This window comes from Pseudomonas sp. KT_2_4 (genome assembly GCF_041410225.1).
GTDB lineage: Bacteria > Pseudomonadota > Gammaproteobacteria > Pseudomonadales > Pseudomonadaceae > Aquipseudomonas > Aquipseudomonas paracarnis.
This window is the reverse complement of the sequence record NZ_CP166962.1, coordinates 174,954-198,615: the sequence shown is the minus strand read 5'-3', so window position 1 is coordinate 198,615 and position 23,662 is coordinate 174,954. Positions and strand designations below refer to the sequence as shown.

12 protein-coding genes and 1 pseudogene are annotated in these 23,662 nt (G+C 63.4%); 5 read left to right on the top strand and 8 right to left on the bottom strand.

Annotation, left to right across the window (positions count from 1 at the left end):
- Nucleotides 1–82: 82 nt before the first annotated feature.
- Nucleotides 83–553 (bottom strand): Lrp/AsnC family transcriptional regulator, encoded by a 471-nt coding sequence (locus AB9N64_RS00885; protein WP_014718112.1) that lies wholly within the window; start codon nt 551–553, stop codon nt 83–85.
- Between the two features lie 123 nt (nt 554–676).
- Here AB9N64_RS00885 and AB9N64_RS00880 point away from each other — a divergent pair, with 123 nt between their 5' ends.
- Together AB9N64_RS00880 and AB9N64_RS00875 are read left to right on the top strand one after the other, a co-directional pair.
- Nucleotides 677–1,921 (top strand): methionine gamma-lyase, encoded by a 1,245-nt coding sequence (locus AB9N64_RS00880; RefSeq protein WP_073454248.1) that lies wholly within the window; start codon nt 677–679, stop codon nt 1,919–1,921.
- Nucleotides 1,922–2,152: 231 nt separating this feature from the next.
- The gene (locus tag AB9N64_RS00875; protein ID WP_072435738.1) at nt 2,153–2,824 is read left to right on the top strand and encodes a helix-turn-helix transcriptional regulator; all 672 of its coding nucleotides are present in this window, start codon (nt 2,153–2,155) and stop codon (nt 2,822–2,824) included.
- 116 nt (nt 2,825–2,940) lie between these two features.
- Here AB9N64_RS00875 and AB9N64_RS00870 read toward each other — a convergent pair whose 3' ends face one another.
- Nucleotides 2,941–14,328, bottom strand: a complete 11,388-nt coding sequence (locus tag AB9N64_RS00870; protein ID WP_371359850.1) for an autotransporter-associated beta strand repeat-containing protein — start codon at nt 14,326–14,328, stop codon at nt 2,941–2,943.
- 271 nt (nt 14,329–14,599) lie between these two features.
- On the opposite strand from AB9N64_RS00870, the pseudogene AB9N64_RS00865 reads away from it, so the two are divergent.
- The 3 genes and pseudogenes from AB9N64_RS00865 to AB9N64_RS00855 all read left to right on the top strand — a co-directional run.
- Nucleotides 14,600–14,713: pseudogene (locus AB9N64_RS00865) on the top strand (outer membrane lipoprotein carrier protein LolA); the annotation flags it as partial.
- 26 nt (nt 14,714–14,739) lie between these two features.
- Complete coding sequence (locus tag AB9N64_RS00860) at nt 14,740–16,551, top strand: monovalent cation:proton antiporter-2 (CPA2) family protein (protein ID WP_014718108.1); 1,812 nt, start codon at nt 14,740–14,742, stop codon at nt 16,549–16,551.
- 72 nt (nt 16,552–16,623) lie between these two features.
- The gene (locus tag AB9N64_RS00855) at nt 16,624–17,178 is read left to right on the top strand and encodes a hypothetical protein (RefSeq protein WP_014718107.1); all 555 of its coding nucleotides are present in this window, start codon (nt 16,624–16,626) and stop codon (nt 17,176–17,178) included.
- Between the two features lie 133 nt (nt 17,179–17,311).
- On the opposite strand, the gene AB9N64_RS00850 is transcribed toward AB9N64_RS00855, so the two are convergent.
- From AB9N64_RS00850 to AB9N64_RS00825, 6 genes are all read right to left on the bottom strand, one after another.
- Nucleotides 17,312–18,028, bottom strand: a complete 717-nt coding sequence (locus AB9N64_RS00850) for an alpha/beta hydrolase (protein WP_371359849.1) — start codon at nt 18,026–18,028, stop codon at nt 17,312–17,314.
- Nucleotides 18,029–18,038: 10 nt separating this feature from the next.
- Entirely contained in the window at nt 18,039–18,794 is a 756-nt protein-coding gene (gene cobF, locus AB9N64_RS00845) for a precorrin-6A synthase (deacetylating) (protein WP_371359848.1), read from the bottom strand.
- Between the two features lie 45 nt (nt 18,795–18,839).
- Nucleotides 18,840–19,394, bottom strand: coding sequence for a histidine phosphatase family protein (locus AB9N64_RS00840; protein ID WP_014718104.1), 555 nt, complete (start codon nt 19,392–19,394; stop codon nt 18,840–18,842).
- A 143-nt stretch (nt 19,395–19,537) separates the two neighbouring features.
- Nucleotides 19,538–20,857 (bottom strand): MFS transporter, encoded by a 1,320-nt coding sequence (locus AB9N64_RS00835; protein ID WP_137271403.1) that lies wholly within the window; start codon nt 20,855–20,857, stop codon nt 19,538–19,540.
- A 33-nt stretch (nt 20,858–20,890) separates the two neighbouring features.
- A complete protein-coding gene (locus tag AB9N64_RS00830) occupies nt 20,891–22,420 on the bottom strand; it encodes a class I adenylate-forming enzyme family protein (protein ID WP_371359847.1) in 1,530 nt (509 codons plus the stop codon).
- A gap of 3 nt (nt 22,421–22,423) precedes the next feature.
- Nucleotides 22,424–23,602 (bottom strand): acetyl-CoA acetyltransferase, encoded by a 1,179-nt coding sequence (locus AB9N64_RS00825; RefSeq protein ID WP_371359846.1) that lies wholly within the window; start codon nt 23,600–23,602, stop codon nt 22,424–22,426.
- Nucleotides 23,603–23,662: the final 60 nt, after the last annotated feature.

The following is a 23,662-nucleotide window of genomic DNA, read 5'->3' as shown; positions in this document are numbered from 1 at the left end:
GCCATCGCAGGCAAGCCAGCTCCCACAGTTGGATCGCGGGGCGTCGGGTGGATACGCATCGGCTCGCGCCGTAAGCCTCCCGTCAACCCGGCAACGGAATCACCCGCAACGGCCGCACCGACTTGTAGGAAAAGCTCGAATAGATCTCCTTGACGCAGGGCAACGTCTGCAAAACCTCGCGGGCAAACTCGCCAAACGATTCCAGGTCTTTGGCCACCACTTCCAGCAAAAAGTCATAGCGCCCCGAGACGTTATGGCACGCCACAATCTCCGGAATCGCCAACAGGCGCTGCTCGAACGCGCGGGCGATTTCCTGGGTGTGGCTTTCCATCATGATGCTGACAAACGCGGTCACCCCATAACCCAGCGCCTTGGGAGAAAGGATCGCCTGGTAGCCACTGATCACCCCGCTCTCCTCCAGGGTGCGCACCCGGCGCCAGCACGGTGAGGTGGTGAGGGCCACCCGCTCTGCCAACTCGGCCACGGTCAGGCGGGCGTTGCCTTGCAACGCGTTTAAAAGGGCTTTGTCCGTACGGTCCAGCTTGATGGGCATAACGTGCCTCTAATCATTATTTTTATCGATGTTTGATCCACAAACGCGGGTTTTTGCAGGCTTTTTCGCAAAGTTCATCTGTGGTTATGAGCATAGCATTGTAGGAAATAAGGAGCGCCCGACATGCACACTCAACACACCAGCTTCGGCTTTTGCACCCGTGCCATTCACCATGGCTATGACCCTGTTGACCATCACGGCGCCCTCGTTCCGCCCATCTACTTGTCTGCCACCTTCGCCTTCCCCACCGTCGAATACGGCGCCGCCTGCTTTGCCGGCGAAGCCAGCGGCCACTTCTATACGCGCATTTCCAACCCCACCCTGGCCCTGCTGGAGTCACGCATGGCCAGCCTGGAAAACGGCGAGGCCGCCGTAGCATTCAGCTCCGGCATGGGCGCGATTGCCGCAACGTTCTGGACCCTGTTGCGCCCGGGCGACGAGATCATCGTCAGCCAGACCCTCTATGGCTGTACCTTCGCCCTGTTGCACCATGGCCTGGGCGAATTCGGTATCAAGGTGCGGCATGTCGACCTGACCGACCTGGCCGCCCTGCAAGCAGCATTCTCCCCGGCCACGCGCATGCTCTACTGCGAGACGCCGGCGAACCCCAACCTGCGCCTGATCGACATCGCCGCCGTGGCCGAGTTGGCCCATCAACAGCCGAATGTCACCGTGGTGGTCGATAACACTTATTGCACGCCCTATCTGCAACGCCCCCTGGAACTGGGTGCCGATGTGGTGGTGCACTCGGCCACCAAATACCTCAGCGGCCACGGCGACATCACCGCAGGTGTTGCGGTGAGCAACCAGGCGCTGGCACAGCGCATCCGCCTGCAAGGGCTCAAGGACCTGACCGGCGCAGTGATGTCACCCCAGGACGCGTCGTTGCTGATGCGCGGCCTCAAGACCCTGGCCCTGCGCATGGACCGTCATTGCAGTAATGCCCAGGCGCTGGCCGAAGCCTTGCAGGCGCACCCGGCCGTGGAGAGTGTGATCTACCCCGGGCTGCGTTCCTTCCCCCAGTACGAACTGGCGACCCGGCAAATGAAACTGCCCGGCGGCATGATTGCCTTTGAACTCAAGGGTGGGATCGAGACGGGCCGGCGCTTTATGAACGCACTGCAACTGTTCACCCGTGCGGTCAGCCTGGGAGATGCCGAATCACTGGCCCAACACCCGGCGAGCATGACCCACTCCACCTACACCCCCGAGCAACTTGCGCAGCACGGTATCAGCGAGGGCCTGGTGCGTTTGTCGGTGGGGCTTGAAGACGTTGCCGACCTGCTGACGGATATCCAACAGGCCCTGGCCAAGTGCAGCGGTGCCAACCTGCGGCCAGCCGCGACAGCGGTTTATGCGATGAAATAGCGCCTCAAGCCGTGCGTTTTGCGGTGCCTGGGCGGCGGTCGGAAGGATCCGACTGCCGTTCTACATGTTTAATGCTTTTTTTTTCGCAGATTGGATCCCCCTCCTTTAGCCAGCCTGTACTAGCATGTCCGCAGCGGGACGCACTATCACTGCAGGTTATTCACATTCGTTACCTTCTTAACCCCCGTCGCTATAAAACCGAACACCTGCACGAAACTCACGGACGAATTGATGAACTCACACCTGTTCCCACAGATAGGCAAGGTCATCGCCAGCACCGGCAGCCGCCATTTTCCACGCATGCTGCATGACCTGATCCTCACCCAACTGGCAGTGGACGCCACCCATATCACCCAATTGCACGTCAGCCGCGAAGGCCTTGGCCGCCGCAAGATCAGCCCGGTGTACACCGATTCGGTGGCGGCCCTGGGCAGCGAGCAACTCGCCGCACAACTGCACCTCACGGGCCGCAAGGACGATGTGCGCTATGTACTGTCGGTGTATCGCTCGCACCCGTCCGACAGCTTTTCCGCGCAAGAACGCAGCATGCTCCAAGACTTCTCCGCGCTGTTGCTGCCCATGGTGGAAAAACACATCACCGCGCTGCAGCCATCGCTCCCAGACAGCCCGTGCGCAGTGCCCCAACATCAGGGCATCGACACCTTGCACCGACGCATTCAGGAGCGCCTGGTGCAATCGGGGCTGACCCTGTCCAACCGTGAACTGCAAGTGTGCGTAGGCCTGCTGGCCGGGCGCACCGCGCCGGAGTTGGCCGAACAACTGGCGTTGAAGGTCAACACCATCGAGAGCTACCTCAAGCGTGCGGCGATCAAGTTGGGGATCAGCGGGCGGCATTCGTTGTTGCGGTGGATGTACTCGACCGAAGACGGCACCCGTTTCTGAGCTCACGCCAATCAAACTGTGGGAGCACGCTCGCTTCTACACGGGGTATTCGAGCAAGCCCAGCTTTCAGCAAAAAAAACCGCCCTTGCGGGCGGTTCAAAAAAACTCGGCCTTGATCAGAAACCGAGGGAGAAACTCACCGTCACGGCGTGGTCCTTGTCGTTGCGCGAGAGTTGGCCGGAATAGCCCAGGCCCAGTCTGCCGTTCTGGCTGATCTGGTAATCCAGGCCCGCTTCCACCACCGCGCTGTCCTTGGCAATCGGCACGCCCTGGGTGCTGAACGAGCCACCGCCATTGATAAAGCTCAGGTCGGCGTCGGGCTTGGTATCACCGAAGGCATGGCGCCAGCCGATGCTGCCCCGTGGGGTGATTTTCGAGCCGTTGCCCAGGGTGATGGTCTGGCCAATGCGCACGCCCAAGGTCGAGTAGGTGATGTCCTGGTCGGCATCGCCACGCAGGGCTGCCGAGCCGCCTTTTTCCTTGATGGTGTCGCTGTCATAGTTGACGTAGGCCAGGCCGGCGAACGGTTCCAGGGCCACGGTAGGGGTTTGAATGGTGTAGCCGACTTCACCGAACACCTGCGCACTGCGTGCCTTGTAATCGGCTTTGAGGCGTTGGCCTTCGCCACCGACGGCCACGTTGCGTTTGCTTTCAACGTCATGCCAGCTGTACGCCACGCCCATGCGTGCGGCGAAGGCTTCTTGCTGGTAGGCGGTGTAGGCCATCAGGTGGTAGCTGTCCACATCGGCGCTCGAGTTGCGGCGCTTGGCGTCCAGGTCGCTGCGGGTATAGCCGGCGGCCACGCCCACGCGCCAGGCGTCGTCCACTTGCTTGTCGGTACCGAGCAGGAAGCCGCTGAGGTTGCGGTCCAGCTTGGCGCTGTTGCTGTCACCGCCCATGTGGCCCCAGGTGCCGAGCACGCGCATCCAGCCGACCATCTCGCCGTGGCAACCGGCGCTGCTCAGGTGGTTTTCGCTGGGTGCCAGGGCATTGCGCGGGTCGTCCTCGCGGTAGCAACCGGGTTGGCGCAGGCGCTCGTTGACCGCATCACGCACGTAACGCGAGTCTTCAAGCATGGCGCTGGCGGTGCTGGCGTGGATTTCGCCGGACAAGCTGTCGAAGGCCGCACGTGCCGCCCCTGCATCACCGTTAAGCAGTGCATTTTGCACCGCTGCGCCACCGACTGCGGTGCCTGTGCCCAACGCCGCCGCTACGCCGCGCTGGTTACCGGTGGCCGCCACGCTGGCGTAGCTGACGTCGTTGCGGCTGACCGCCAGGGCCACTTGGGTTGGGCTGTAGTTCAACGCGGTAGTGAGGAATGCCAGGTTCTCCAGGTTGGTGGTGGCAAAGGTGCCGTTGACCGCGCCCGCCGTCAGCAGGGTGTAGGTGGTGGCGCCGGCATAGGGTGCCAGGTTGACCACATTCAAGGTGCCGCCCAGGTTGGCGGTGCCGCCCACGGCCAGGGAGCCGGTGGTGGATGGGGTGATCACCAGGTTCAGCGCACCGGTGCTGGCGTTGGTGAAGTTGCCGGCAACGGTCAGCTTGCCACCGTCGGGCGTCACCGAGCCGTTGTTGACCAGCGAACCGACACTGCCGTTACCGGTCAGCCCCGCACCGTTGGCCACAGTGACTTGGCCGCCAAGCACCGCGCCTGGGTTGGCCGCGTTACCCACTTGCAACACGCCCTCTTCCACCGCCACGGTGCCACTGAACGGCTGGTTGCCGGTCAGCAACAGCGCGCCTGCGCCTTGCTTGATCAGCGCACCGGTGCCGCTCAAGGTGCCGCTGAACTGGCCATTGGTGCGCTGGGTAAACAACAACCGCGCGTTGTTGAGGATCCTGCCACGCAGGCTGGTGGTGGTGCCCGCCAGCGTACCGCCACTGACGGTGGTGCCGCCGGTGTAGGTATTGGCGCCAGTCAGCAGCAAGGTGCCCGCATCCAGCTTGTTGATGCCGCCGGTTCCCACCAGCGGTGCATCAATCTGAGCGGTCACGCCGGAATTGACGCGCACTGGCGCCAGGCTGCCATCGGCCGCATTGGTCGGGCTCAAGCTACCGCCTGCGCCGGCGACCAGCGTGTAGCCGGCGTCCAGCACTTGCAGTCCAGTGAAGCCTTGGTTGCCAACTACGGTCACGGTGCCGCCCTGCCCGCCAAATACCGCGAACTGATTGGTGGACGCCTGCCCTTGAGTGCCGGTGGGGTCGGTCCAGTTGGTGCCTGGGCCCCAGGTACCACTGCCGCCGGTGATGCTGCCATCGGGGTTGGTGGTGCCGCCGTTCCAGAACTGGATCTGCCCTGGGGTGGTTTGCACCACCAGGTTGAGCTGGTTGGCCAGCGCCGTTTGCAGGCTCAGGTTGCCCAGTGCCACCGGCAAGGTGCCAAAGGTGAGGCCGTTATCGGTCAAGCTGCCGCCGTAGCGGAACAGCTGGTACACGCCGACACCGAAGCCGCCGGTATCGCTGACGTTGAGGGTGCCGTCCAGGGTCAGGTTGCCCGCCACGTTCACCGCTGTACTGGAGGCACCCGGCGCACCGAGGGCGAAGTCCAGGGTGGTGCCCGATGACAAGGCCAGCGAACCCACCGACAGCGGCGTCGCGGCACCGGCCTGGAGCACCGAGCCGTCAGCCATGTTCACCGCACCGCCCAGGGTACCGCTGCCGCCGAGGGTCGCGCCGCTGGCGACTTGCACTGCGGCGCTGTTCAAGGTGCCGTTGACCAGCAGGCTGCCGGTGTTGACGTTGGTGTTGCCGGTAAAGGTGTTGTTGCCGCTGAGCAACAACGCGCCGGTGCCGGTTTTGTTCAACACACCGGTACCGGTGAGGTTGCCGGTGTAGGTGCCGTCGATGGCTTGCTCAAAGGTCAACGCCGCGTTGTTGGCGATAGCGCCTTGCAGGCTGGTGGTGTTGCCCGTGGTGCTGCCGCCGTTGAGCGTGGTACCGCCGCTGTAGGTGTTGGCCGCGGTCAGCAACAAGTCGCCGTTGCCATTTTTCACCAGGCCGCCGCTGCCGCTGACCACGCCGTTGAGGGCCAGGTCGTGGCTGCCGGCCAGGGTCAGCGCGCCACCCAGGTTGAGGGTATTGGCCAGTTGCAGGTCGGTGCTGCCATCCAGTTGCGCCGCGCCGCCGACCGTCAAGGCACCACTGCCCAGGGCAGCATTATTGCCAAGGATCAATTGACCGGCGTTCAGGCCAGTGCCGCCGCTGTAGCTGTTGACGCCATTGAGTGTCAGCGCTGCCGCACCGTTTTTCACCAGGCTGCCGCTGCCGCTGACAACCCCATCAAGGGTCAGCGCGTTGCTGCCTGCCACCGCCAAGGCACCGTTAAGCACGGCCGCATTGGCCAGGCTGACCGCCGCGTTGCTGTCCAGGGTGGTGCCGCCGGCCGCCGTCAGAGCGCCTGTGCCCAGGGCACTGTTATTACCCACCACCAGGGTGCCGCCATTGAGCGCGGTACCGCCGGTGTAGCCATTATTGCCGTTGAGTACCAGGGTGCCGCTGTCGAGCTTGGCCAGGGTGCCAGCGCCGTTGAGGGTCACGCCCAGGGTCGCGGTGGCGTTGGGGTCGACGCGTACCGCGGTGTTGCCGGTGCCGCCATTGACCAGGTTGAGCACGCCCGCCGTGCCGGAGCCCAGGGTGTAGCCATCAGTGACGAACTGCATGCCGGTGATGTTTTGCGTACCGTCCACCGTCACGTTGCCCGCCGCGCCTTGGAACACCGCGAAGCTGTTGGCCCAGCCTTGGTTGAGAGTGCCGTCGACATTGGTCCAGTTGGTATTGCCGGCGTTCCAGGTGCCGTTGCCGCCGTCAATCGCACCGTTGCCGATCAGGCTGTTGCCATCCCAGAACTGCACGGTGGTGTTGGGCGCAGTCACCAGCAGGTTGACCTTGTTGGTGATCGCGGTCTGCACTTGCAGGTCGCCCGGCACCACGCTGCCTGGCAGTGTGCCAAGAGCCAGGCCGTTATCGGTCAAGGCCCCGGTGTAGTTGATAAGGTTGTAGACGCCGCTGCCAAAGCCGCCGATATCAGTGACATTGAGGTTGCCGTCCAGGGTCAGATTGCCGCCGACATTCAGCAGGCCTGTGCCGCCACCCAGCACCGGAGTGCCGAGACCGACATCCAGGTTCGAGTTGCCACCCAGCACCAACGAGCCCACCGACAGCGTGCTGCCGGTGGCCAAGCCGATGTGCCCACCGTCGGCCACGGTCACCGCGCCAGCCAATGAACCGCTGCCGGCCAGGGTCGCGCCGCTGTTCACTGCCACCGTGCCGCTGGCCAGGGAACCGGTGACATTCAAGGTGCCGCCGTTGACGTTGGCCGCGCCGCTGATGGCATTGGTGCCGCTCAGGTTGAGCACCCCGCTGCCGTTTTTATCCAGATTGCCGGCACCGTTGAGCGCACCGCCAAAGCTGTTATCCAGGTTGCTGCCACCCACCGCCAGCGTGTTGCCGCCAGCCACCTGTACCACGCCGTTGCCGGCCAGGCTGTTGAGGTTGGCGTTGCCACCCAGGTTGAGGCTGGCGCCGCTGCCGACAGTGACGCCGGAGGTGGTGCCTAGCGCACCATTACCCGTCGTGGTCACGCTGCCCGCCGCCACGGTCAGTGGGCCGCTGAAGCTGTTGTTGCCGGTCAGCAGCAGGTCCGCCGCGCCATTCTTGATCAGCGCTGCATTGCCAGCGAGTACACCGGCCAGGGTCAGGTTGTTGCTGCCTGCGACAGTGAGGTCGCCATTGAGGTTGACCGCATTGGCCAACACCAACGGCGTGCTGTTGGCCAGGGTCGCCGTACCGCCGACGGTCAATGCGCCCGAGCCCAGGGCCGTGGTGCTGCCGACGGTCAGCGTGCCGGCATTGAGGGCCGTGCCGCCGCTGTAGGTATTGGTGCCGTTGAGGGTCAGGTTGGCGCCACCGGCCTTGGTCAACGAACCACTGCCGTCCACTACACCGTTGAGGCTCAGATCGTTGCTGCCGCCGACGGTGAGCGCGGCGTTCAGGCTGGTGTTATTGGCCAGGGCCAACGCCGTGTTGGTGTCCAGGGTGGATGCCCCATTGACCGCCAAGGCACCGCTGCCCAGGGCTGTCGCATTGCCTAGGGTCAAGGAACCGGCATTCAATTGCGTGCCACCCAGGTAGGCATTGGCACCGTTGAGCGTCAGGTTGCCCGCACCGGTTTTGGTCAGCCCACCGCTACCGCTGACCAAGCCGTTCAGGCTCAGGTCGGCGGTGCCCAGAATGCCCAGGTTGCCGGCCAGATTCACCGTGTTGGCCAGGGCGACCGCCGTGCTGCTGTCGAGGGTGGTGCCGGCGGCCGCGTTCAGGGCACCACTGCCCAGGGCCGAATTGGAGGCCAGGATCAGGCCGCCTGCGTTGAGTGCGGTTGGGCCAGCATAGGTGTTGTTGCCACTGAGGGTCAGGTTGGCGATGCCATTCTTGATCAGGCTGCCCGTGCCCGCCACCGTGCCGGCCAGGGTCAGGGCATTGCTGCCGCCGAGGGTCAGGCTGCCGTTGACGTTGAGTGCATTGGCCAGGCTGACCGCGGTGTTGCTGTCCAGGGTGGTGCCGTTGGCGGTGGTCAAGAGGCCGCTGCCCAGGGCACTGTTATTGCCGACCACCAGGGTGCCGCCATCCAGGGCAGTGCCGCCGGTGTAGCTGTTGGCGCCGTTGAGCACCAGGGTGCCGGTGTCGAGCTTGGCCAGGGTGCCGCCGCCGTTAAGCGCCACGCCCAAGGTGGCAGTGACGCCTGGATCGACACGTACGGCGGTGTTGCCGCCCACGCCATTGAACAGGGTCAGGGCGCCCGCTGCCCCGCCGGCCAGGTTGTAGCCATCGGTGACGAACTGCAAACCAGTGATGGCTTGCGCGCCGTCAACCGTGACGGTGCCCGCCGTGCCTTGGAACACGGCAAAGCTGTTGGGCGTCCAGGCTGTATTGAATGCACCATTGACGCCGGTCCATTGGCTGCCGCCTGCACTCCAGGTGCCGCTGCCGCCTTCGATGGTGCCATTGCCCGTGGTTTGGCTGCCGTCCCAGAACTGCACGTTGGTGCTGCCGTTGACCAGCAGGTTGATCTGGTTGCCGATCGCGGTTTGCAGGTCCAGGTCGCTGGCCGGGATGTTCACCGGCAGGCTGCCCAATAGCAGGCCGTTGTTGGTCAGGCCACCGGTGTAATCGATCAGGCGGTAGATACCCGCACCGAAGCCGCCGATATCCGTGACGTTAAGGGTGCCGTCCAGAGTCAGGTTGCCGTTGACCTGCACCAGCGCCGTACCGCCCGTCGCGGGCGCGCCGAGGCCCGCATCCAGGTTGGCGTTGGCATTGAGCAGCAGCGAACCGGTGGTCAGGGTCGCGCCGGAATTGACGGCCAGGTGGCCGCCGTCGGCGATGCTCACGTTGCCCAACAAAGTACCGGTACCACCGAGGGTGGCACCACTGCCCACCGCCACGTTGGCGCTGGCCAGGGAACCATTGACGAGCAAGCTGCCGGCGTTGACCTGGGCGTCCCCGGTCACCACGCTGAGGCCACCGAGGGTCAAGGCGCCTGTGCCGTCTTTGGCCAGGTTGCCGAGGCCTGCCACGACGCCGTTGAAGGTGCTGTCCAGATTATTGTTGCCGACGCTCAAGGTGCTGCCGGCCCCTACGGTTGCAAGCCCGGTACCCGTGAGTGCGCCCAGGCTGGAGCTACCGCCCAGGTTGAGGGAAGTACCGCTCGCCAGGTTGACCCCGGCGCCGACACCCAGTGCTCCGTTGCCCAGCGTGGTGAGGCTGCCTGATTGCACATCGAACAGGCCGTTGAAGGTGTTAGTACCGGTCAGGCTCACATCCGCCGTGCCGGTTTTGACCAGGCTGCCACTGCCGGCCAGCACGCCGGCCAGGGTCAGGTTGTTGTTGAGACCGCCCACGGTCAGCCCAGCGTTGAGGTTGACCGCATTGGCCAATACCAGCGGTGTGCTGTTGGCCAGAGTAGCTGCACCGTTTACGTTCAAGGCGCCGGTACCCAGGGCTGCTGCCGTGCCCAGGGTCAGCGTGCCGGCGTTGAGGCTGGTGCCGCCTTGGAAGGTGTTGACGCCATTGAGGGTCAGGTTGGCCGCGCCGTCTTTGCTCAGGCCAGCCGTGCCGGTGACCAGGCCACCCAGGGTCAGGTCGTTGCTGCCGGTGACGGCGAGGTTGGCGTCAAGCACGACGCCATTGCCCACACTCAGCGCTGCCGTGTTATCCAGGGTCGCCGCGCCGCCAACGGTGAGGTTGCCCAGGCCAAGGGCGGTGGCGCTGCCCAAGGTCAGCGTACCGGCGTTCAGGGTGGTGCCACCCAGGTAGGCGTTGGCGCCGCTGAGGATCAGATTGGCCGTGCCCTCCTTGGTCAGACTGCCTGCACCGTTGATTGCGCCGCCGAGGGTCAGGTCAGCGGTGCCGCCGATGCCCAGGTTGCCCGCCAGATTGATCGCGTTGGTGGTGGCGACCGCCGTGCTCGCGTCCAAGGTGGTACCGCCTGCGGCGTTCAACACGCCCGCGCCCAGCGCCGTATTGCTGGCCAGGATCAGCCCGCCTGCGTTCAAGGCCACAGGGCCCAGGAAGGTATTGGTGCCGCCGAGTGTCAGGCCTGCCGTGCCATTCTTGACCAGGCCACCGGTGCCGCTGATGGCGCCATTGAGCGCCAATGCGTTGCTGCCGCCGACCGTCAGGCTGCCGTTGAGTACCGCATCATTGCCCAGGGTTACAGAGGCGTTGCTGTCCAGGGTGGTGCCCGCCGCAGCGGTCAGCGTGCCAGTGCCCAGCGCGGTGTTGCTGCCGACCACCACCGTACCGCCATTGAGCAAGGTGCCGCCGGTGTAGCTGTTGGCGCCATTGAGCACCAGCGTGCCGGTATCGAGTTTGTTCAGCACGCCCGCGCCGGTGATATCGACGCCGAGGGTGGCAGTCGCCAGTGGGTCGACGCGCACGGCGAAGTTGCCGCTGCCGGTGCTCAACTGCCCACCGGTGCCATTGACCAGGCTGTAGCCATCGGTGACGAATTGCAGACCGGTGATGGTTTGTACGCCATCCACGCTGACAGTGCCCGCAGCACCTTGGAACACCGCAAAGCCACCGCCCCAGGTCTGGTTGGAAAGGCCGTCGGCCGAGGTCCAGTTGGTGCCCCCCGCTGTCCAGGTGCCGTTGCCACCGTCAACAGTGCCGTTGGCAAGGGTGTTGCTGCCGTCCCAGAAACGAATATTCGGCGCCGCTACCACCAGGTTGACCTGGCTGCCCACTGAGGTCTGTACCAGCAGATCACCCAGCCCATAACCCAGCGGCACCGTGTTGACGTTCAATGCGCCGGTCAAGCCGCCGGTGTAGTTGATCAAGCGATACACACCAGCGCCAAAGCCACCGGCATCGCTCACATTAAGGTCGCCGGCCAGATTCACGTTGCCGCCGACATTCATCAGCGAGGTCAGCGACGGTGCGCCGAGGGCCACATCCAGACTGGCCCCGGCACTCATGTTCAGGCCAGCGGCCGACAAGGTCGTGCCACTGCCCAGCGCCAGGTGCCCGCCGTTGTTGATATTCGCCGTACCCAATAGCGAGCCACTGCCGGTGAGGGTGCCGCCGGTATTCACGTTGACCGACGCGCTACCCAGGGAACCATCGACATCCAGGGTGCCCGCGTTGATCGCCGTGTTACCGGTGATGCCATTGATTCCGTTGAGCGTGAGCGTGCCGGTACCCACTTTGATCAAGCTGCCCGCGCCGCTGAGGTCACCGTCAAAAGTACTGCTGGTGTTCACCCCTCCCACGGTGAGATTCAAACCGCCGCCGACTGCCACGCCACCCGCACCGCTGAGGCCGGCCAGGCTGGAATCGACGCCCAGGTTCAGTGCGGCGCCGGTGCTGACATTGACGCCAGAGGTGTTGCCCAATGCACCGGCGCTGCCGGTGGTGACGCTGCCGGAGACAATATTCAATGGCCCGGTAAACGTGTTGTTGCCGCTCAAGGTCAGGTCAGCCAAGCCATTTTTGATCAGCGCACTGGCGCCGCTGAGCACGCCGCTGAGGTTCAGGTCATTGTTGCCCGCGAGCGTCAGGTCGCCATTCAAGGCAATCCCGTTGCCCAGGGTAAGGGCCGCACTGTTATCCAGGGTTGCCGCACCGCCGACCGTCAAGGGGCCTGCGCCCAATGCGCCTGCCGTGCCCAAGGTCAACGTACCGGCGTTGAGGCTGGTGCCACCGGTGAACGTGTTGGTGCCGTTAAGGGTCAGGTTGGCTAGGCCATCCTTGATCAGCGCACCCGCGCCGCTGACCACACCGCCCAGGGTCAGCCCATTGGTGCCGCCGACGGTCAGCCCGGCGTTGAGGGCAATACCATTGCCCAACGCCACCGCCGAGGTGCTGTCCAGGGTTGCGGCGCCGCCGACGGTCAAGTTGCCCAGGCCAAGCGCCGTGTTGCTGCCGACGGTCAGCGTGCCGGCATTCAGCGTGGTGCCACCCAGGAAGTTATTGCTGCCGCTCAGTGTCAGGCCGGCTGTGCCGTTCTTGGTCAGGCTGCCTGCACCGTTGACTGTGCCGCCCAGGGTCAGGTTGGCGCTGCCACCGATTCCAAGGTTACCGGCCAGGTTGATCGCGTTAGTCAGCGTGGCACTGGTGCTGGCGTCCAGGGTCGTGCCTGCAGCTGCATTCAACGTACCCGCACCCAAGGCACCGGTAGCGCCAATCACCAGCTTGCCGCTGTTGAGTGCCGTGTTGCCCAGGTAAGTGTTCGCTTGATTGAGGAGCAGATCCGCCGGGCCGTTCTTGATCAACCCACCAAGGCCCGCCACCACACCGCCAAGGGTCAGCGCGTTGCTGCCGCCAAGGGTCAGGTTACCGCCCAGGTTGAGGTTATTGCCCAGGCTCACTGCTGCACTGGCATCCAACGTGGTACCCGCCGAGGCGTTCAACACACTGGCGCCGAGCGCAGTATTGGAGCCCACCACCAGCGAACCGGCGTTGAGGGCCGTGGCGCCGGTGTAAGTATTGTTGCCCGTAAGCGCCAGGCTCGATACGCCCTCCTTGATCAACCCGGAACCACCGCTGACAACCCCGCCAAGGGTCAGCGGGTTCACGCCGTCCACGGTCAGATTGGCGTTCAAGGTAATCGCATTGCTGGTTGTCAGCGCAGCATTGCTCTGCAAAGTACCTGCACCCGCCACGGTCAATGCACCGGTACCTAGCGCTGCGGCATTGCCCAATGTAAGCGTGCCGGCGTTCAAGGTGGTACCACCCTGGAAGGTGTTGGCGCCACTGAGGATCAATTCGCCGGTACCCGCTTTGCTCACACCCGCGGCGCCCGAGATCACACCACTCAGGGTCAACCCGGTCGAGGCGCCCTGTACCGTTAAACCACCGGTACCCAGGGTCATCAGGTTGGCCAGTGTCAAGCCGTTGCCGGTGGCCTCGATAGCGCCGCCGTTAGACGTGAGCACACCGCTGCCAAATGTCGCGTTGTTATTGAATTGCGCCACACCGCCATTGAGCGTAGTGCTGCCGCTGACCAACGGCCCCTGCAACGTCCAGGTGCCACTATTGATGGCCAGGTTGTTGAAGTTGACATAGTTGGCGCTTGAAGCCGTGCCGGTGCCTGTACTGCCACCACCGACGCCCGTCGTGTTTTCAAGGATCAGCGAGTTGCTGCCGCCTGCGCCGCCGTCCACCTGGCCGGTGGGGGCGAACGTCAGGTTCACGCCGATCAGTCCGCCAAGGCTTAAGCCGAGGCCGCCGCCGTTGGTCACTTGCGAGCCCGTGACTGCCGTAAAGGTGTTGGTACTGGCGGCCCCCATCGACACACCGCCAGAGATAGTGCCGGTGTTGCGGAACGTGTTCCCTGTAGTGGAGCTCTCGAACGCCACGCGCCCGGTCAGGGTGCCGTTATTCGTCATATTGACCTGCCCGCCACCCTGTACCGCCACCACCGGGGTGTCGGAGGAAAGCAGCGAAAGGCCGAGCAAGAAAGACGAACCAATGGTGCCGTCGTTGACAATCGTGGTGGTGCCGCCTACGCCGTTGGTGGCATTGAGTGCCATGCCGCCCAGCGAGGCCAGGTTCAACCCAAGCAGCGCGCCGGTACCGTTAATAACGCCGGTGGCCGCGTTGGTGATGTTCAGCGCATTGGCTGTCGAGTTGCCGATCACCACACCACCGCTCAGGGCTGAAACCAACCCAAGTACTGCCGGGTCAATGGTGCCGGCGTTGTTCAATGTCGTGTTGTTGCCCGTCAGGCTCAGCGCGACACCACCCACCAATGTATTGAGCTTCGTCCCGGCGGTGACGTTGACCGTGAGGGTGTTGACAGCGCTGTTGAAGGTGTTGGGAATCAGCAGCAATGTCGGCACACCCGTACAGGTCACCGTCGCTCCAGCGGTGGGACTCGCCGGGCTACAGGCGGCGAACACATCCGGGCTCGCCAGCCCCATCACCAGCCCGGCCACGCCCAGGCGGATCGCAAGAGAAAGCGCAGAAATACGAGGTAAAGCGGCAGTCGCAAGTCTTCTATCCACGTTCTACTCCTTGTGGTCCAAGCCTTTCATCCGTGACTGCGTGCACGCCTTGTTTCAACGATCCACACGCATCGAATTCGAAACACCTGACCGTGGTGACTACTGGTTCAGTTTTTCGAAACGTTAGTAGACCTGCGCGAAAGCCATTGAATTAAATGGTATTAATACTTTCGTAAAACCGGTGTAAGAATGGGATGAGCGCCAACATCCATTGACTGTCGCGTCAAAAATACAAGTTTCCAAATGTGAAAAAGCGCTCTAATAGCGCCCTATCCTCCCCACCGTAGGAGCGAGCCTGCTCGCGAAAATCCTCAACGATGACGCGACAAACCAGACACAACGCGGTGCCCTTGCGTTCTTCGCAAGCAAGCTCGCTCCTACCGTTGATCGATGCAAATGCTGGAGTTCGTAATGCCCCATGAAGGCAATCTGTTACAAGCAGCCGTGGTGTTCCTGTTCGCCGCCGTGCTGACCGTGCCCCTGGCCAAGCGCCTGCAATTGGGCGCGGTGCTGGGCTATCTGTTCGCCGGTGTGATCATCGGCCCGTCAGTACTCGGCCTGATCGGCAACCCGCAAAGCGTGGCGCAGTTTTCTGAACTGGGCGTGGTGCTGTTGCTGTTCATCATCGGCCTGGAATTGTCACCCAAACGTTTATGGGTGATGCGCAAGGCGGTGTTCGGCGTCGGTCTGGCCCAGGTCCTGCTCACCGGTGTGGTGATGGGCGCGGTCGCGCTGTGGCTGTTTGGCCAGTCGTGGAACAGCGCCATCGTGCTGGGCCTTGGCCTGGCACTATCCTCCACGGCGTTTGGCCTGCAAAGCCTGGCCGAACGCAAGGAACTCAACCAACCCCACGGACGCCTGGCCTTTGCCATCCTGTTGTTCCAGGACATCGCCGCCATCCCGCTGATCGCCATGGTGCCGTTGCTGGCCGGCAGCGATCATCCGACCACCGAGGCCCAAGGCCTGCAACATGTGCTGCAGATCCTGGGCAGCATCGCCGTGGTGATCATCGGCGGGCGCTACCTGTTGCGCCCGGTGTTTCGCATTGTCGCCAAGACCGGCCTGCGCGAAGTGTCCACCGCCACCGCGTTGCTGGTGGTGATCGGCACCGCCTGGCTGATGGAGTTGGTGGGCGTGTCCATGGCCTTGGGGGCCTTCCTCGCCGGCCTGCTGCTGGCGGATTCGGAATACCGCCACGAACTGGAGTCCCAGATCGAGCCGTTCAAGGGTCTGCTGCTGGGCCTGTTTTTTATCAGCGTGGGCATGGGCGCCAACCTCAGTCTGCTGCTCAGCACACCGCTGGTGGTGATCGGCCTGACCCTGCTGCTGATCGGCTTGAAGCTGCCGCTGCTGTACGCCGTCGGGCGGATGGTGGGCGACCTCAACCGCGAAAGCGCTTTACGCCTGGGCGTGGTGCTGGCGGCGGGGGGTGAGTTCGCCTTTGTGGTGTTCAAGATCGGCCGCGACCAGGGCCTGTTCGAACCGCAGTTGTACGACGTGCTGGTGCTCACCATCACGTTGTCCATGGCCGTGACCCCGCTGCTGTTGCTGGTGTGCCCGAAGCTGTTCAAGCCCAAGGTCAAGCCGGTGGAAGTACCCGAGGAATACCGCGCCATCGAAAGCGATGCGCCCCGCGTGGTCATCGCCGGCATGGGCCGTATGGGCCAGATCGTGGCGCGCATCCTGCGCGCGCAGAACATCTCGTTCATCGCCCTCGACACCTCGGTGGAAACCATCGAGCTGACCCGCAGTTTCGGCGGTATGCCGGTGTTCTACGGCGACCCCCAGCGCCCGGAAATCCTCCACGCGGCCAAAGTCGATCAGGCGGAATTCTTCGTGATCGCCATGGACGACCCAGAGATCAACATCAAGACCGCCGAGTTGGTGCGCAACCTCTACCCGCACATGAAGATCATCGCCCGTGCGCGTAACCGCCAGCACGTACACCGCCTGGTGGACCTGGACGCTTCACCGGTGCGCGAAACCTTCTACTCCAGCCTGGAAATGAGCCGCCGTACCCTGGTCGGCCTCGGTTTGAGCCAGGCCCAGGCCGATGCGCGCATCAACCGCTTCAAGACCCACGACCAGCAGGTACTTGCCGCCCAACACGCGGTGTACGACGACGCGGCCAAGGTCATGCAAACCGCCCAGGAAGCCCGTGGGGAACTGGCGCGCCTGTTTGAAATGGACAGGCTTGAGGAAGAGTCTTCCGACAAAGTGTGACGGGGCCGATGAACGAGATTGCGAATTTTCTGACAGAATACGCCGCAATTTCGTTCATCCCCGGAGTGCTTCATGGCCACGTTCACCAAGACCGCAATGCTGCTGGCCCTCGCGCTCACCGCCGGCAGCGTATTCGCTGCTGCAAAGCCTACCACCCAGACCATCTCCACCTTGGGTGGCAAGTTCACCTTCAAACTGCCCAAGGCCTACAGCGCCGACACCCTGCCCTCCGGCACGGCGCAAGACGGCACCGCTGACACCCAAGGCACCCTGTACGCCAACTCGACGACGAAAAGTGTGGTGATCGTCGCCGAAACCGTGCGCAACGATGGGGCAACTATCCAGGATAACGACCCGCAGTTCCTAGACGGCGCCGTGGCCGATTTCGTCAAGGACCAGAGCGCTGCGCTGCCTGACTTCAAGAAACTGGGCGAGAAGAAACTCACCTACAAGGGCCTGGGCCTGCGCCAAGTGGACAGCAGCGCCACCCAAGGTGGTGGCAAGACCTTGAACTCCACATTCCTGGGTGGTTCGGGCAACCATTTGCTGGTGATTCAGGCCATTTCCCGGGCGGATGATGTGAAGGGGCATGCGCAGTTGGTGAAGCAGATTACAGGCGGCAAATGACCCTCCTCTTTACAGCCAACACAAAACCCATGTGGGAGCGGGCTTGCCCGCGATAGCGGTGTGTCAGTCACTCATTCTTTTACTGAGCCACCGCTATCGCAGGCAAGCCAGCTCCCACATTTTTAAGCGCATTTCACTTCAGGCTTTTCTCTAGCCAGGCTTTTAAGTCCTGGATTTCTGCTTCGCTGATGGTGTGATTCATCCCCGGGTATTCATGAAACTCCGGCTTGAGCCCCAACCCCGCCAGCACCTTGTTCGCTTGCGTGGCCGAGCTAAAGGGCAACGCCTGATCCAAAGTGCCATGGCCAATAAAGATCGCCAGCTTGCCCATCGCCGCATCCGGTTTCAGCGCAGACCTGAGCACTGGTAGCACGCTGCCACTGAGCGCGGCGATACCGCGTACCAATTCGGGTTCACGCAAGGCCACCTCGTAAGACATGATCGCGCCCTGGCTGAACCCCACCAGGAACACCCGATCACTTTGGGTGCGGTACTTGGCGGTGGCCTTGAGCACAAAGTCCTTGATCAGACGGGCGCTGCTGAACAGTTCATCGGTCTCGCCGTTGTACTCAGGCTCATCGGTCTTGGTAAACCAACGATACCCCTGCGGCTCCACCGGCAGTGGCGCACGCACTGATAGGTAGGTCCAGGTAGACGGTAACGCGTCCTTGATGCCAAACAAATCTTCCTCGTTGCTGCCAAACCCATGCAGGAAGATCACCAGCGGCTGGTTGCGCGCATCGCCCTGGGTCTGTTCCAGGTAGGACAACGGCAAGTCGGTGTGCAAGCCGGTGTCGGCATGAGCGGCGCCGGCCACCAGGGCCAAGGCGAGGGCAAGCTGTTTGAGCATCGGGTTTACCTCAGGGTTTGCGCAGCAAATAGGTGTCCATGATCCAGCCGTTTTCCAGGCGCGCCGCCTTGCGTACCCGTTCGATCTCTTCTGCCACGTGCGCCACTTTACCGCTGATCAGGATCTCGTCCGGCGTGCCCAGGTAGGCGCCCCAGTAAATATCCAGGTCCTGATCCGCTACGCTGCGGTAGGAATCTTCGGCGTCGAGCATCACCACCAGGGTATCGGCATCACTCGCCTGTCCCGCCGCCAGCCGTCGCCCAGTGGTGATTTCGATGGACTTGCCGATACGGTTGAGCGGCACCTTATGCTGCGCCGCCAGGGCCTGCACGCTGGTGATACCGGGGATCACTTCAAACTCGAACACACAGCGACCGCTGGCAAGAATCGCCTGCAAGATACGAATGGTGCTGTCGTACAGCGCCGGGTCGCCCCAGGCCAAAAACGCCCCGACTTCGCCGTCGGCCATTTCTTCGTTGATCATGCGTTCGAAGGTCTGCTGCTTATCGCGGTTGAGGTCTTGCACGGCGGTGGTGTAGTCGATTTCACCACGCACCCGCTCCGGGCAATCGGCCTCGACAAAACGGTAGCCGGGTTCGGTGATGTAGGTGTCGCAGATTTCCCGGCGCAGGTCGATCAGCTTGTCCTTGCTCTGGCCCTTGTCCATCAGGAAGAACACGTCGGTACGGTTCAGCGCCTTCACGGCCTGTATCGTGATGTAGTCAGGGTTGCCGGCGCCAATGCCGATGATCAGGATGCGTTTCATGGGGTGCTCTCAGTGCGGGGCGTTGATTTTGCCATGTTCCGGGAATCAGGCGGAAGTTTCCAGGCGCAGGCGCCACACGCCGTTGAAGCGTAGCTCGGTGGCGGACAATGGCTCGACGTCGATCCGGTAGAACATCGCGCTCGGCAACTGCATGACGGACAGCATCGCCGCGCGGATGACGAACGGGTGGGTCACGGCGATGACATGGCCGGGGTGGGTTTCGAGGGAGTTGAGCCATTGGCCAACCCTAATGCACAACTGACCCACCGACTCGCCGCCGTGGACTGCACTGGCGCTGTCGGTGGCCCAGGTGTTCAAGGTTGCGCTGTCGAGTTGGCCGATGCGCTGGCCTTTCCATGCGCCGACATCAAGGTCGCGTAAGGCGGGGTCGACCTGGGCGTTATCGCCGAACAAGCCAGCGCTCTGGCAGGTTCTGGCCTCGGGGCCGCACAGCAGGCGTGCCTGTTGTTTGTAGCGGCCGGCCAGGGACAAGGCCGCGCCCTGCCAGTCCATCGTGACGGACTCGTCATCAGAGAAACGCCCCTGCTTTTGCAGGGGCGTGATGGCGTGGCAGATCAGGGTCAAGCGGGTGGCCGGCATGGCAATTCTCTGTACCTGTAGGAGCGAGGGGGACGCCTAGTTCTTGCTCGCGAAAAGCGTCAACGATAACGCGTGCTGCCTGAATAAGCGCGGCGCCTATGAGTTTTTCGCGAGCAAGCTCGCTCCTACGGGGTGTTCGTGCTTCAAGCCAACGCAGCGCTGGCAGGCACGGTTGTCGAATGACCGCTGGCGACAAAATCCTCCTTGCGCAACACCACCAACGCCAGCAACGACACCACCCCGGTCGCCACGTAGAAATACCACGGCGAGGTAATGTCGCCTGTCACCTTGATCAGCCAGGTGGAAATCAACGGTGCGCTGCCGCCAAATACCGCCACCGGCACGTTATAGGCCACCGCAATCCCGGTGGAACGAATGCGCGTGGGCAGCAGTTCACTCATCAGCGCATAGGTTGACGACGCGTACAGCCCGAACAAAATCGCCACCGCCATCAACGGCGCGAAGAAGGTCGCCGGGGTGGCGGTGGGGGCGGATTTGAACAGCCAGAACATCGCCAGGGTCGCCAAGGTGCCGATCACCATCAGGAACGGCTTGCGCCCGTATTTATCGGTAAAGGCCCCGCCAAATGGCATCACGAAAGCCGCCGAGAAGCTGGCGACGAACACGTACAGCAAGGTGGTGCCGCTGTCGAACTTGAGGATCTTGGCCATGTAGGTCGAGGCAAAGGTCAGCACCAGGTAGAAAATCGAGCTGTGCAAAGTGATGATAAAGAACACCAGGGCAATTGCACGCTTCCACTGCCAGACCTCGCGCAGCGGCGCCCGCGACGTTTGCCCGGCGCGTTGCAGGGCCAGGAACTCGGGGCTGTCTTCGAGCTTGAGGCGGATGTACATGGAGATAAAGCCCAGGGGCGCGGCGATCAGGAACGGTACGCGCCAGGCCCATTCCTGCATGACCTCGGCGCCCAGCCCCCAGGTCATGCCGTTGGCCACAGCGCCGCCGAGCAGCAGGCCGAGTACGGCGGTAACCATCAGCCAGCAGGTGGCAAAGCCGCGGCGACCGGGGCCGGCGTATTCAGAGATAAAGCTGGTGACGGTGCCGATTTCGCCGCCCGCCGAGAAGCCCTGTACGCAGCGCACCAGAATCAACAGGATCGGTGCGGCGATGCCCAGGCTGGCGTAGGTCGGCAACAGGCCCAGCATCACCGTGGAGCCGGTCATCATCACCAGCGCCATGATCAGGGTTTTGCGCCGGCCGATCTTGTCCGCCAGCGGGCCAAAGAACAGCCCACCCAGAGGGCGGATAAAGAAGCTCAGTGCAAACGCGGCAAAGCTGGCCAACAGGCTGGTGGTGGGGTCATCGGAGACGAAGAACGCCTGGCCGATATAGACCGCGAGAAAGCCATACACGCCGTAGTCGTACCACTCGATCAAGTGGCCGGAGGTGGCGCCCAGAAACGCACGGCGGCGCTTGCGGACGGTGTCTTGTGCGGGATTGCCCATCGTGGGGACTCCTTGTCTGATTATCGATCCATGTTAAAGCGCGGCGATACTCGCGGTTTGCAGCCAATGCCGCAAGTCGGTCTTGAGAATCTTGCCGTAGCTGTTCTTCGGCAAATCGCTGCGCCACACATATTTTTTCGGCTTTTTGAACGAGGCCATGCGCGCCAGGAACCAGGCCGTCAGCTCGCTTTCGTCCAGCGGCTGGCCGCTGCGCGTCACGACAAAGGCCACCACCGACTCACCCCATTGCGCGTCCGGCTCGCCCACCACGCACACTTCGAACACCTCGGGATGCTGGGCCAGCACTTCCTCGACTTCACGCGGGTACACGTTGCTGCCGCCACTGATGATCACGTCCTTGGAGCGATCCGTCAGGGTCAGGTAGCCGGCCGGGTCGAGGTAGCCGATGTCGCCGGTCAGCAGCCAGCCGTCCACCAGCGTCTGGCGCGTGGCCTGCGGGTTGCGCCAATAGCCTTGCATCACCGTGGCGCCACGCACCGCGATTTCACCGCGCTCGCCGGTGGGCAGTGGCTGGTGCTCGGCATCAAGAATGCGGATCTCGACACAGGCTTGCGCGTGGCCCACCGAGGCGGCCAAGGTGGCCCAGTCGGGACGCTGGCGCTCGGCGATCAAGGCGCGTGGCAAGACGCTGATGGTCATCGGGCTCTCGCCCTGGCCGTAGATCTGCACCAGGCGCGGGCCGAAGGTGTCGACTGCTTCGCGCAGGTCGGCCAGGTACATGGGGCCGCCGCCGTAGACGATGGTCTTGATGCCGGCGCCGTGATAATCCTGGCGCCGCGCCTGCTCGACCATGCGCTTGACCATGGTCGGCGCAGCAAACAACGACACATCGCCCATGTGCTCGGCCAGCCCGAACAGCTCGGCGGCATCAAAGCCATGGGAAGCCGGCACCACATGCCGGGCGCCACAGCGCACATGGATAAAGTTGTACAGGCCGGCGCCGTGGGACATGGGCGCGGCATACAGCGCCGCATCGTCGGCACTCACTTGATCGACATCCGTGGCGTAGCACAGCGACATGGCGATCAAGTTGCCGTGGGACAGCATCACGCCCTTGGAACGCCCGGTGGTGCCGGAGGTGTAGAACAGCCAGGCGAGGTCGTGATCCTGGCGGGGCACCGGCTGCTCCAGGCCGGGCCAACCATGGCTGGGCGGCAGCGGGTGGCCGTCCAGTTCCGTGCAATGCGCGGGCAAATCCCGCGATGAAAATACCTGGCCGCCGTCGGTAAAGATCAACCGCGCCTCGGCATTATCGGCAATCCACGCCGCTTCGCTGGGGTGCAGCTTGGCGTTGATCGGCACCGCCACGCCGCCCATCCACCAGATGGCGTAGAGCAGTTCCAGGTAGTCGCAGCTGTTTTTCATCAGCAGCGCCACCGCGTCTCCCGGCACCAGGCCATGCTGCTCCACCAGGTGCGCGGCGCGTTGGCGCACGTGGGCGGCGAAGGTGGCGTAGTCGGCCACTTGCACGCTGCCGTCGAACAAGGCCGGGCGTTGCGGGGCCCGGCGCTGGGTGTCGTGCAGCCAGTTGGCAATGTTCATGGCTCAGCTCCGGCGTGCCTGCAGGACCGAGGCGTAGTTGGCCACCGCCATGCCGCCCATGTTGAACACCAGGCCAAACTCCGGGTTGGGCACCGCCAGGCCAATCGGTTCGCCGGTCAATTGCCGGAACGCCAAGGCATGCATGGACACCCCCGTGGCACCGACGGGGTGCCCCTTGGCCTTGAGCCCGCCGGAAAGGTTCACCGGCAAGCGCCCGCCGGCGCGCACCACGCCGCTGTCGAGCACGCGATGGCCTTCGCCCTTGGGCGCCAGGCCCATGGCTTCGTAGATCAGCAACTCGGCAATGGTGAAGCAGTCGTGCACTTCGGCGAAGCTCAGGTCGGCCAGGGTCACATTTGCGCCGCGCAATGCTGAGTGAATCGCCCGCTGCGGGCCCTCGAAGGCGAGGATGTCGCGTTGGGCGATGGGCAGCGTGTCGTTGACCTGGGTCATTGCACGTATCTGCACCTCGCGACGAAACGCACGCGCACGTTTGGGCGAGGCGAGGATGATGGCGGCGGCGCCATCGCTGATCAACGAGCAATCGGTCAGGCGCAGGGACTCGGCCACGAACGGGTTGCTTTGGGAGACGTTATTGCAGTGCTCGAAATTCATCTCCCGATGCATCTGCGCCAAGGGGTTGGCCATGGCATTGGAGTGGTTTTTGGTGGCGATGGCCGCCATCGAGCCCAGCGGGCAGTGGTAACGCTCGGCGTATTGGCGGGCGGCGCGGCCGAACAACTGCGGGAAACTCAGGCCGGCTTCGGCCGGATCGTTCTGGTAACCGGCCCCGGCCAAGGCTTGGGTGACTGCGGCGGTGCTGGTGTGGGTCATCTTCTCGGCGCCCACTACCAATACCAGCTCGGCGCTGCCGGAGAGAATCGCATTGACCCCCGCCTGGATCGCTGCCGAGCCGGACGCACAGGCGTTTTCACAGCGGTTGGCAGGTTTGAAGCGCAGACCGGGGTCGGCTTGCAATAGCAATGAGGCGGCAAACCCGTCGGGCACCAGCCCCGAGTTGAAATGACCGAGGAACAACGCATCGATTTGCGACGCGTCAATCTCGGCGTCGCTCAGGGCTTCCCGGGTCACCTGGACGATCAGGTCTTCCAGCGTCGTGCCTTCCAGGCGACCAAAGCGGGAGTGACCAGCGGCAACAATGGAGACGCAATCAGCAGGCATAATCAATTTCTTCTGTTCTTGATTCGGACTTTACTTACAATGACCCACCCCTGATCGTGC